This is a genomic window from Taibaiella helva (assembly GCF_003545695.1).
GTDB lineage: Bacteria > Bacteroidota > Bacteroidia > Chitinophagales > Chitinophagaceae > Taibaiella > Taibaiella helva.
On sequence record NZ_QUZZ01000017.1, the window covers coordinates 22,993 to 34,769 of the forward strand.

Annotated in this window: 12 protein-coding genes; 1 reads left to right on the forward strand and 11 read right to left on the reverse strand. The window is 52.7% G+C overall.

Features of this window, described 5'->3' with window-relative positions; all coding sequences use genetic code 11:
* Both DZC79_RS19865 and DZC79_RS19870 read right to left on the reverse strand, forming a co-directional pair.
* Complete coding sequence (locus DZC79_RS19865; RefSeq protein WP_118953371.1) at window positions 1-342, reverse strand: ArsR/SmtB family transcription factor; 342 nt, start codon at window positions 340-342, stop codon at window positions 1-3.
* Window positions 343-416: 74 nt separating this feature from the next.
* Window positions 417-1,889 (reverse strand): rhomboid family intramembrane serine protease, encoded by a 1,473-nt coding sequence (locus tag DZC79_RS19870; protein WP_118953372.1) that lies wholly within the window; start codon window positions 1,887-1,889, stop codon window positions 417-419.
* 120 nt (window positions 1,890-2,009) lie between these two features.
* Between DZC79_RS19870 and DZC79_RS19875 the strand changes: the two genes are divergently transcribed.
* On the forward strand, window positions 2,010-2,927 hold the full coding sequence (locus DZC79_RS19875) for a DNA-3-methyladenine glycosylase family protein (protein WP_118953373.1): 918 nt from the start codon (window positions 2,010-2,012) through the stop codon (window positions 2,925-2,927).
* Here DZC79_RS19875 and DZC79_RS19880 read toward each other — a convergent pair.
* From DZC79_RS19880 to DZC79_RS19920, 9 genes are all read right to left on the reverse strand, one after another.
* Window positions 2,924-3,187, reverse strand: a complete 264-nt coding sequence (locus DZC79_RS19880) for an Ada metal-binding domain-containing protein (RefSeq protein WP_118953374.1) — start codon at window positions 3,185-3,187, stop codon at window positions 2,924-2,926. The genes DZC79_RS19875 and DZC79_RS19880 overlap by 4 nt on opposite strands.
* A 100-nt stretch (window positions 3,188-3,287) precedes the next feature.
* The gene (locus DZC79_RS19885; RefSeq protein WP_118953375.1) at window positions 3,288-6,257 is read right to left on the reverse strand and encodes a sensor histidine kinase; all 2,970 of its coding nucleotides are present in this window, start codon (window positions 6,255-6,257) and stop codon (window positions 3,288-3,290) included.
* A gap of 178 nt (window positions 6,258-6,435) precedes the next feature.
* The gene (locus DZC79_RS19890) at window positions 6,436-7,149 is read right to left on the reverse strand and encodes a 2OG-Fe(II) oxygenase (RefSeq protein ID WP_118953376.1); all 714 of its coding nucleotides are present in this window, start codon (window positions 7,147-7,149) and stop codon (window positions 6,436-6,438) included.
* 20 nt (window positions 7,150-7,169) lie between these two features.
* A complete protein-coding gene (locus DZC79_RS19895; protein ID WP_118953377.1) occupies window positions 7,170-8,024 on the reverse strand; it encodes a methylated-DNA--[protein]-cysteine S-methyltransferase in 855 nt (284 codons plus the stop codon).
* A gap of 110 nt (window positions 8,025-8,134) precedes the next feature.
* Window positions 8,135-8,767: a Pr6Pr family membrane protein gene (locus DZC79_RS19900; protein WP_118953378.1), complete on the reverse strand. Its 633-nt coding sequence runs from the start codon at window positions 8,765-8,767 to the stop codon at window positions 8,135-8,137.
* 11 nt (window positions 8,768-8,778) lie between these two features.
* Entirely contained in the window at window positions 8,779-9,417 is a 639-nt protein-coding gene (locus DZC79_RS19905) for a hypothetical protein (RefSeq protein WP_118953379.1), read from the reverse strand.
* Between the two features lie 47 nt (window positions 9,418-9,464).
* Window positions 9,465-9,935, reverse strand: coding sequence for a group II truncated hemoglobin (locus DZC79_RS19910; protein WP_118953380.1), 471 nt, complete (start codon window positions 9,933-9,935; stop codon window positions 9,465-9,467).
* Between the two features lie 112 nt (window positions 9,936-10,047).
* Window positions 10,048-11,352: a lipopolysaccharide biosynthesis protein RfbH gene (gene rfbH, locus DZC79_RS19915; RefSeq protein ID WP_118953381.1), complete on the reverse strand. Its 1,305-nt coding sequence runs from the start codon at window positions 11,350-11,352 to the stop codon at window positions 10,048-10,050.
* 140 nt (window positions 11,353-11,492) lie between these two features.
* Entirely contained in the window at window positions 11,493-11,756 is a 264-nt protein-coding gene (locus DZC79_RS19920; RefSeq protein WP_118953382.1) for a YdeI/OmpD-associated family protein, read from the reverse strand.
* Window positions 11,757-11,777 lie beyond the last annotated feature (21 nt).

Below are 11,777 nucleotides of genomic sequence, written 5' to 3' on the forward strand. Positions count from 1 at the left end.
CTATTTCCGCCTGGTTTTCTTCGGGCTTGCCGCTTCGTCGTTCTGTTCCAGGAAACGGCCCAGCGCATCCAGCTTGCCCGACCAAAAGGCTTGGTATTGCGCTATCCAATCAGAAACCTGGCCCAGCTTGCTGAAATCTGCCGTGCAATACCGCTCGCGGCCCTGCTGCCGGATGACGACCAGGCCACATTCGGTCAATATCTTTACATGCCGGGATACCGCGGGACGACTGATCGCGAAATGATCGGATACCTCGTTCAGCGTAAGGCTTTGCCGGGCCAGCAGGTCTATGATCGCCCTCCGGTTCGGATCGGCGATAGCCTGGAATACATCTCTTCTCATGATCCAAAGATACAGAAATTACGTAACCGTTTGGCTACAAATATAACGATGCAAATTGCAGGAGAAGGAAGCGATTACTTTTCCTTTTTTAAGGTTTCGATAAGCGCCTCGATCTTACGGTTGCAGTCTTCTATCTCTGCATTATACTGATCGGTATTTTTCTGAAGGCTTTGGTACAGCAATTCGCAGGAACGCAGCCGGAGATCGCTGTAGTCCGATAGGGCAGCGACCCGCTTTTGGAGCACATCGGGCAGCTGCAGCCGCTGCAGTTGGTCCATCAGCGCCTGGCTCTTCTTCCAGTTATCGATACCCTTATGCTGCACGGCGCTCAGCAGCGAATCGGTAGGCATTGTATCCGGTAATTGATAAATGCTGAGCGCCTCTTCTTCCAGCGCGCCGAAGGTATTCATAGCAGTATCGAACGTGCCCGTATCATTAGGCAAACGGAGATAAACAAAAGCCGAACTGCCGGCGACCAGGGCGATACCCAGCGCCAGAACGACCGCGTTAGCCACGGTACTTGCCGGCCGCCTTAAAACAGGATACAGCAGGTAGCCCAGCACAATACCGGTGATGAGCCCGCCGATATGCGCCGCATTATCGATACCGCCCTTAAGCCCATTAAAGAGATTGTAGAGTACAAAGACCATGATGCTTGCCAGGAGCGGCATACGTGTTTCTTTAGCCACCAGTCTGGTGGTGAGCAAGGCGATGAAAACGCCATATAAGCCGAAGATCGCCCCTGAAGCGCCTGCGCTTACCGTAAGGTCGTGCCACCACAAGCTGACCATGCTGGCGCCCAGACCGGCCAGCAAGTAAACGAACAGGAATTTTATCTTACCCAGGTAAGGCTCCAGCAGCAGACCGATATAAGCCAGCGCGTACATATTGAGCAGCAAGTGCAGAATGCCGATATGCACGAAGCAATTGCTGATGAGCCGCCACCATTGTCCGTCCAGTGTAAGGGGCTTGAAGTTGGCACCCCAACGCAGCAGGACATCGCTGTCCGGGCTGATAATATTCATGCCGGTACAGGCCATGAGCACGAAAATGAGCATGTTGAGATCGAGCAGCAGCGGTGTGATGAAATAGTCCTTACGGGGAATGAAGAAGCTGACGAAAAGGTTCCAGTTTTCCCTCGCCGTAGGCGGCGGCAGCAATAGGGCGTCTTCTTCCGGAGATGGGAAAGCCGCCTGGTAGCCGACATACTTTTCATCCAGCTCGGCAACCGAATATTGGTGTTCGATCTCCCCGAATGCTTTGAGGTACTTCCGGGCCATCTTCTTGTTCCTGCCGAGATCGAAAAATTCATTATTGGCTGAGGCGCTGGTCAGCGTAGCGCTGTCTTCTCCTATAACCAGCTTTACGTCTGCATCCCAGGCAAACATGCCCTGATTGGTATATCCTATAAAGCCTGCGGCGCTGATATGATCGATACGCCAGTGCAGGCGCTGTGCGGTTTCCAACGCCAGCGCAAGGAAATGTTCCCGGCTAAGGCCGGCTAAAGGTATCGTTTCTGTATGCTTGGGTGTCCAGCCAATGGCCATGCTATCTTTTTTCGATGGTAATACGGATTGCAGCCATTATGCGGCTGCTTTTTTGCAATTTAAGGATTAAAGCGCAAGTTTCAGGTGGGCACAGACGGTTGGATCGCTAATTTTGCACGCATGAGCAAGCCTGACACCTTCCTGATCCCCGTACCTTCTTTATTCAGCTTTACCGAATGCCGCTGGTATCTTGATCGGGGCTACGACGACTGCCTGCATCGGTTTACCGACGGCGCGGTGTGGAAAGCGCTTGAGATCGATGGCAAGGCAATAGTGTTCCGTATTGCCGGTACTGATGCGGGCCTGGAAATAAGCCTGCTGAACCGAAAGCGCACCGCAAGTATAGAACAAGCTATAACGCTGTTCATCAAAGACTGGTTCGACCTGGACCGCGACCTGAAACCGTTTTATACCTTGCTGCAAAAAGAGAAGAAGCTGGCCTATATGCGCCGCCGCTATTCCGGCTTGCGGCTGCTGGGCATTCCCGACCTGTTTGAAGCCCTTTGCTGGAGCATCATCGGCCAGCAGATCAACCTGAGCTTTGCTTACCGCCTCAAACGAAGGCTCACCGAGGCTTACGGCACAGCGGTCTCTTATCAAAAGCAGGACTATTATATTTTTCCTGGTCCGGAAACGTTGGCGAATGTATCCCCCGACGAGCTGAAGGCGATGCAATTTTCCGGTATGAAAGCCAGCTACCTTACCGGGTTGGCAAAAGTGTTTGCAGCAGGTGCGATGAGCAAAAACATCCTGGAGCAATTGTCCTCATTTGCCGCGCAGCAACAAGCGCTCACGGCCTTGCGCGGCATCGGCATCTGGACGGCCAATTATGCCTTGATGAAATCGCTTCGGGTGCCGGAAGCCATACCTTACGGCGATGTCGGCCTGCTGCAGGCGCTCGTCAACCACCAGCTGATCCGCGACCGTAAAGACACCGCCGGCACCGATCGCCTGTTCCGTGCCTTCAGCGGCTGGGAGAGCTACCTGGTCTTCTACCTCTGGCGCAGCCTTGCCGAACCTGCTGAAAAGCCGGCTTAGACTTTCCGTCGTTTCCATTGCTCATAAGCGACCTTCATACAATGTCCACAGGGCCGGTAGCCGGCAGCCAATGCTTCCTTATCATCCCGGAAGAAAACCCTGTTACCGGGCTTCATCCGCTTTCCGCTGCCGCAGGATAGCGTTCCATAAATGTGCAGCTTCCGGTTGCCCGCCAAACGGACGCTGCCCTCATCGATCAGCAGCTTCAGCTGCCTGCTGCGTGTATAAGCCGTAGCACCGAGATCAGGATGATAGAGCATGGTGTTAAAGTATCAGGAATCAAGTATTAAGAACCAGGTACCCAATATGCTTGATACTAACAATTGCTTATATCCTGGCTCTTATATCTACATCTAGTATCTAGTATCCAACGTCTATCTCCTCCTCCGGCAATTGTATATTCAGGGGCAGGAAGAGTTCAACCTGGGTACCAGCCGGGCTTTGCGCTTCATCATACAGATCGGTAATATTGACCCTGATAGTAGCATCGCCCCATATCTGGTGCACGATCTGCAAGCGTTTTGCCGTCAGCTCCATGGCAACAGGCGTATGCGTATGATTCTTTTTCTGTGCAGCCTTCTCTCTCCCGATACCGTTGTCGCGGATTACGATCCTGAGCAACGCGCCTTCCAGCAGGAAGCTAAGCCACAATTTTCCTTTGCTGCCCTTAGGTAAGCTTAGCAAGCCATGCCATATCGCATTTTCCACATAAGGCTGTATCAGCATGGGAGGCAGCGAAACTTCCTCTGTATTAATGTCAGCGTCGATGTAGAGCTCATAGTCGAACTTATTTTCAAAACGGTACTGCTCCAGCGTTATATAGTCTTTCAGGGTGCTGATCTCCTGGCCGAGGGAAATGCTTAGCTTATCCGAATGTTCAAGCACCTTGCGGATAAGCCGGCTGAACCGGGACAAATATTGGTAAGCATCCTGCTCTTTTTGTTTCAGGATGAAGTATTGAATGCTGTTGATCGAATTGAAAATGAAATGAGGGTTCATCTGGGCTTGCAGGGCAAACAGCTTATAGCTGCTGATGAGCCTGCTCAGCTTGCTTTTTTCTTCGGCCTTCCTTTTGATCTGCGCTATTCTCTTTTCCAGCAGAACATAGATCAGGGTCGACAGCAGCAAGGAAACCGCCAGCAGGAACCACCAGGTTTTCCAGAAAGCGGGTGCAACAATAAAGCTTAGGATCACAGGACGCGCACTTTTTGTGCCGTCGGCCGTTACACCATAAACCTCAAGCCGGTAGTCGCCCTGTTCCAGGTTGTCGAGCTTAAGGATATTGCCTTTCTGCGTCACAAAAGCACCTTTGTTGATCCGGTACCATAGCCCGGCCTGGCTTTCCAGGTCAAACGAAAGCACATCGAAATTGAGCTCAATATTATTCTCGTTGTAAGCCAGCGTTCTTTTGCCTGCAGGCTTTCCCAGGTCCTTTCCATTCACTTTAAAAGCACTCAGGTAAACAGGCGGCGGGTAAATATTACCGGTATCGGAAAGCGGCATCCTGCTGATACCTTCAACCGTCGAAACATAGATGTACTGGCTATCGGCAGCCAGCCTGAATACCTCGTTAGCCGGCAGGCCGTTGGTTGTGTTAAAGTATTTTACAGCCTGTTTATTTAACGGAAGCGCTAACCGGATCATGCCGGCATTGGAGCCCAGCCATATGTTTCCGTGGCGGTCTTCGGCGATATCGAAAAAAATATCCGTCTTCAGGCCAAGCTCCCGGCCTATCGGCTTGAGCTTATTCTGAACGAATTGATACAGTCCTTCTTCTTTGGTCGCTACCCAGACGGCACCATCCGAAGCTTTAACGATGCGCGTAACGGTCTTGTCCACACCCGGTATTTTATGGAGTGTGGTGTCGTTCCGTGTAAAGCTGAAAAGTCCCTTCCGGCAGCCCAGCAGCAGGCTGTCCCTGCTGATCAGGCACAGATCACCTCCCTTATCCGGCAGAGTAAACAAGAGCCGGGCTTTGCCATGGTGTATCTTGTGCAAGGTGGAAAAGCCCAGCAGGTAGTACTCCGAAGAGTCAGTCTGGACGAGCTTGCCCCTGTTGCCGATATACGGTATCTGAATTCCCGGCCGGCCCGATTTTTGAAACCGGGCGTTGATATAGGTTAGTGCCCCCTTCAACACAAGCAGCTGATCTTTTCCTGAGCTAATCATATCATCAATCTTATCCGATGGGTTGAAAGGAAGATCAAAGGATCGTTCGGTAAAGCCGCTCAAGACCCGCACGGTACCATAGTCTATGCTGGCGAGCACGGCCCCGTTAACTGTCTTGAGCATGTTCGCCGGCCTGTCCAGGCCTTTCATACCTGCAAAGCTGAGCAGCCGCTTGTTCTTGCAGACCCAGAGCCCCTTCTCCAGCGTAGTCAGCCATACATTGCCCTCCCGGTCTTCACAGATACCGCTTACAGAAAAGCCGTTCAGCAGAGAGATGTATTTCCCCGGCTCGTTCCCCGAAGGATAATAATTGACACCACTCTCCTTCATACCTACCCATATGCCGTTGCTTTTATCGCGATATAAGCTGATGATGCTGCTTTTTTGCGGCATCATATGAACTTCCAGCCCGGCGGAGAAGCGAAAGAGCCGTTCTCCGAACGAGCAGAAGAAGTAACCGCCGCTCCTGCAGCTAAGAAATTTATTGGGACGGTAAGCGGGAGGATTCAGGAACACTTTCGTAGTATCCGCTCTCCGGCCATTCATGAAAATCATCTCCAGGCCGGAAAGACGCAGCTCTCGGTTATAACTATAATCAGCATTCACAGGGATCAGCCGGTCCTCTTGTTTTTCAAAGAAGAACTGATGCTGCTTTCCCTTCCTGTATATTCTTTGCAGCGATTGCTTCGCCACATCGACGATATAGGTATTGCTATAGTTCTGCAGGATCAGCCGGCCTTCATCATATTCCTGGATACTATACGTCAGTGATCTGGGATACACCTTCTGGTACTGTTTGCTGACGGCCGCTTCTGTAAGCTGACCATCCTGATACATCAATATCCTGTTCCGGCAGGTGACCAGCCAGAGTACGCCGTGCCTGTCCTCCGTATAAGCATAGATACCTCGTTCCGGCAGGCCATTGCTCTTACCAAAAACCTGGAGACTGCTGCCATTGTAACGGCATAACCCGGCCTCGGTGCTGATCCATATATATCCCTTACGATCCTGGAAAACATTGTAGCATTCGGTCGCCGGCAGTCCGAGCTTGCCGGTTACATTCACAAAGTTCATCTGCTGGGCAAAGGATGCCCGGAAAGGCGACAGAGCCATATACCAAAGACCTGCAAGGAACAAGAACCGGCTGATGTTTCCAGGCATAAGATAAAGCTGTTGTCGGAGGGTCTGAACTTTAACCGGACAAAATATAGCTTTTAAAATGATTTCACAACTCTATGAAGAACCAGGTATCAAGTATCAAGTATCAAATTCCAAGCACCAAGTATCAAGTATCAGGAAAATTGCCTACATCCTGGCTCTTATATCTAACATCTAATCTCTAACTCCCCGCATCATGAAAGATAATGCCCAGGGTATGTCGCCGGCCCTGGTGTACGGCGCTTACGCCATGCTTCATATTGGCCCGGTAATAGCCCCGCGATCCCTTTACCGGCCGGAAGCTGGTGGTGAAGAACAGCGCATCGCCCTGCTGCGGCTGTAATACGATGGCTTTAGATTGCGCACGGGGGACCTGCTCGGTCAGCACAAACTCGCCGCCGGTATAGTCGCTGCCCGGCGCATCGAGAAAGAGCACCATCTGTATCGGGAAGAAAACATCGCCGTAAAGATCCTGATGCAGCGTATTGTGCCCGCCTGCACCATATTTAAGGATCAGTACGGCCGGCAGGGACTGCCCCTGTTCCCTGCAGCGCTGGTGCAGGGCCTCCAGGGTCTCCGGATAGCGGGTATCGCTATTCAGCGCCGCCATCCAGGCATTAGCCACAGGAGCGAGCTGCGGGTAAACCCTTTCCCGGATCGCCTGCAGCAAAGGCGGCAGCGGGTAACGAAAATATTTGTACTCACCCAGCCCGAAGCGGTACCGTTCCATCACAATCATCTTGCGATACAGATCAGCATGGTCATATCCGGCTATCAGCTGCCGGCAGGTGTTTTTGTCGAGCAGCTGCGGCAGCAGCGCATAACCCTTTGCATGCATGCCTTCGGCCAGCGCATGCCAGTCGGTCTGGTCGAGCGCCCTGATTATGGATTCCATAAAATACGTAGTTGTCTTGTTTATTCGGCGGTCCCGCCATAGATCTTAGCCGCTTCCCAGCCCAGCATGGCCGCTTTGCGGGTACTGCCCCAATGGTAGCTGCCTATATTGCCGGAAGCGCGGAGCACGCGATGGCAGGGGATGAGAAAGGCAACGGGATTATCGCCTACGGCTGTACCCACCGCGCGCGAAGCTGCCGGCTTGTCGATGGCCTGCGCGATCTGGCCATAGCTCGAAGCTTGTCCCATAGGGATCTTCAGCAGGGTTTCCCATACTTTCAGCTGGAAGGGCGTGCCCTTAAGGTGCAGGCGGATCTCGTGCAAGCGGCTCCAGTCCTGGGTAAAGATATACAGCGCCTGCTGCTGGTGCAGATCGGTCATCTGGCGGTAGGTTGCCTGCGGAAATTGTTGTTTCAGCTCCTGCAAAGCCAGGACCTCATCATCCGAAAAAGCCATATAGCAGATGCCTTTGGACGTAGAGGCCACAATCATATTGCCAAAAGGGCTTTCGGCGAAGCTATAGTTGATCGTTAGCGCAGCGCCGCCATGCTTATACTCCCCGGGCGTCATTCCTTCCAGCTGTACGAAAAGATCGTGCAGGCGGCCCGGGCCGGACAGGCCGGTTTCCATGGCTGTATCGGCCAGGTTGTTCTGCGGGTCTTTAATGATGGATTTGGCATAATCGAGGCTTAAGAACTGCTGGAACTTCTTCGGACTGACCCCGGCCCACTCCCGGAACATCCTTTGAAAATGAAAGGGGCTCATATGCACCTGCTCCGCAATCTCGTCCAGATCAGGCTGCTCCCTGAAGTGCCCGGAGATATACTGTATCGCTTCCGCAATACGCTCGTAATTGATCATTTCCTGTGTGCTCATGATAGTTGCATTTTGTAGTACAAAAGTACTGCCGCTTGCCGGGGCGGGCAACCCGATACTTGCGGTTTAAATGGCCCGCTTTATCGTACAGGAGGGAACAAAACAGGCGGTCAAACCGCTACAGGCGGTCTTTTGCGCCAGGCTTTGGCCAGCCCCACAAATAAAAGGGAGAACAGGATAAAGGCTATCGTGACCCACAGACAATTGAGCAGAGCCGAAGGATAACCCAGCTGGCCCACGTCGAGGAAAGGGTAGGGGTAGAAAGCCGTCAGGCTGCCATGAAGAAGCGTATAACCAAGATAGGCCAGGGGAAACAACAGCCAGGCGGGGATATCCCGCCATTGCAGTGATCGCTTATCGACATAGAGCAGCCAATACAGTACAAAGAGCACCGGAGTAACGCTGTGAAACAGCTCGTCGGATATACGGGCAAGTCCGCTTGGCAGCCACTGAAAGCGCAGAACGGTATTGTACACCAGGCCTACGATGACGATATATACCACTATCGCCGTTTGCGTTCCTACTTTGGCAAAGAACCCCTTTATTCCTGCAACAAAGAAAGTATAGCACAACGCGACCAGGATATTGGAGAGCACCGTAAAGTAGCTGAAGTAACGGACAATCGCTTCCCCTGCTGAAGTCTTACGGTTCTGCATCAGCAAAACAAATTGCAGGATCAGCGCAAACCAGGCGACAGCGGCGCCGAGCCCTGCATATACACGTTGTTGTTGAGTGTTCGACATAGCTGAATAGATCAGGGTTTTGTTTTGAAAAAACTGTCCACCGTCCTGAAGCCGCCTTCCTGCTGCAGGTTGCGGAACTGCTTCCGGCTGATCGTATATACCGGGTGAACCGTATCGGTGGGCTTTTCGGCCAGGGTCTCCAGGCGGGCCAGCGACGCCGGGTCGTCCACATTCGCCACCAGCAGCTTGCCGTGGCTCAGCGAAAGGCGGGTAACGGTCCAGCTGTTGGCCGCCAGGCGCCGGTTCAGGAAATAGTATCCTTTATCTTTTTTCAATACATCTCCTCTCGCGATATCAAAGACGGAGTCTGTTTCATGTTCATGCCAGCGGATTGTATCGCCCTGCACGGCAACCTTCCGGGGCGGCTCTCCCAGAGAATTGAAAAGACTGTCGCCCGACAGCCGGTAAGCAGTATCCAGCTCCTTCCGGGTGGTGACTACATCATAATCCATAACCAGCGCAGCCGAATGTTCGCCGATCCATAAAAAGGCTTGCTGCCGCTCGCTGAAGTATTTCCCCTGCAGCTTTCGGGGGATCGCGTCCATGGCCCTTTTGCCTGCCGGCTGCGGTTCAGAGAAAGGTACCAGCGAATCGAAGCCATTGCATGCGGACAGGAACAGCAGCAGCAGCCAGCGGTATTTGTTTTTCATAGCGATGGATAGGTGGGGGAATATGAAGCAAAGATAAAAAAAGGCGCTTATCCGGGCTGATAGGGTCCGCCGGGCACGCCCCAGCCCCATTCGGGCATAGGTTCGTCAGGATTAAGGAATACGTCGTCGGCGTTGGAGTTAAGCACGGCAATGCGCGTACCCCATTCGATATAAGCCACGAAGGCAGAGCGGAACTCCGGGTCGTCGGGCAGCTTTAGCTCGTCGGCTGTTTCCATCAGCAGGCTCACCCAACGTTGCCGCTGCTGCTCGGTCAGGTGACGGGACAAGTGCCGCTGGATCATCCTGAAATGGCTTCCGCCTTCTGCGCTGTATTCTTTGGGACCGCCAAAGACTTCGGCGATGAAATGCGCGACATGCAGCTGATGCTCCGGTGACATATGCCGGAAGACAGGCTCCAGTAAGGCATCCTGTAGCACCTTGGCATAGAAGCGGTCGGTAAGCTGTTCGAATACCGGCATGCCACCGGCCCATTCGTATAAGCTGGGTATGGGTTTCATTTGGTAGGTTTTCCTTGCTAAGGTAATTGTTTCCCCGAATAAAGTATCGCTAAAGCTAATACAAAAAAAGCCGGCCGGTGAGGACCGGCCGGCAGCTTATCTGCTTACAATGCTACAACTTCAGGTAGCGATCGATCACCGATATAATGTAGTCATAATGTTCCTCTTTCAGCCCGGGCCATACGCCCAGCCAGAAGCTGTCATTCATGATCTTATCCGTATTGGTCAGCGCGCCTGCAATGCGTTTTTCGATATCCAGGTAAGCCGGCTGGCGGGTCAGGTTACCGGCAAACAGCAGTCGCGTGCCCACTTTGTTATCTTCCAGGAAGCGAACCAGGGCATTCCGGTTGACCGAGCTGCCGTCTCTCACCGTCAGCATGAAGCCGAACCAGCTGGGTTCGCTTTCAGGCGTGGCTTCGGGTAGGATAAAATGCTCTTCAAAGGGTTTCAGCTTTTGGTACAGCATGCGATAGTTCTCCCGGCGGCGCGCGACGAAGGTATCCGCTTTGCGCAACTGGCTGAGGCCGATAGCAGCCTGCATATCAGTTACCTTAAGGTTGAAGCCGATATGGGAATAAGTGTATTTATGATCGTAGCCGCAGGGCAGTCCGCCCAGGCATTGATCGAAGCGCTTGCCACACGTATTGTCTTTACCGGGTTCGCACCAGCAATCCCTGCCCCAGTCGCGGAAGCTCTCCGCTATCTTTTTGAGCGAAGCATTGTTGACCAGCACCGAGCCTCCTTCACCCATCGTAATATGATGGGCGGGGTAAAAGGACACTGTAGCCAGGTCGCCGAAGCTGCCGGTCTTTTGTCCCCGGTAAGTAGCGCCCAGCGAGTCGCAGTCATCCTCGATCACCCAGAGATGATACTTGCGGGCTATCGCCACCACGATGTCCAGGTTAAAAGGATTGCCCAGCGTATGCGCCAGCATGATCGCCTTTGTTTTGGGTGAGATGGCCGCCTCTATTGCTTCGGCCTTGATGTTATAGGTAGGGATATCTACATCGACAAACACGGGAATGCAGCCGAACTGCACCATAGGGTTAACGGTAGTAGGGAAACCGGCTGCCACGGTAATGACTTCATCGCCCGGCTTTAAGGCTCGTTCGCCCAGCTTGGGGGAGGTCAGCGCGTAAAAAGCCACCAGGTTGGCTGAAGAGCCGGAATTGACGAGGAGGGAAAAACGGCTGCCGAAATACCGTGCAAATTCCCGTTCAAACTGGATCGCATAGCGGCCGGTGGTCAGCCAGCCATCAAGGGTCGCATCCACGCCATACAAAATATCTTCTTCGTCCAGTATTTTACCGGTTACGGGTATATAATCCTCGCCGGGAACCATGCTGCGCTGTACATTACGGGCTGCAATACGCTGCAATAAGGGTTTCAGATCCTCATCTATATTCTTAAATACCATTTTGGGAACAATAAATCTACTCTGCTAAAAAGGGTAGCAAAGAAAAGAAATATCGGACAAATGCGGAAATGAATCGCCATTCCGGCAACAAACGGAATCCGCAGGGCTGCGGATTGAAAATTAAAATGAGAAAAACCGGCTCAGCGTTTACGGCTGCTAGCCGGGTCCCAACGCATCTTCATATAGACATTACCTTGGCGCAGCTCGTCCAGCATCTGGCGGAGCCGCTTTTCTCTGGTCGCCTCCAGCTTTGCCCTGGCAATCCACCCGAGATAGTCGTTCTGCTGGTAAGCAGGGCGTGCTTTATAAGCCTCCATCAGCGCAGCCGCTTTCAGTACCTTGCTCACTGCCTCCGGCATAGTTTGAATGGGCCGTTTTAAACCCTTTGCTGCTTTGGGATCCATAAGCAAATATTTTTTTTCGAT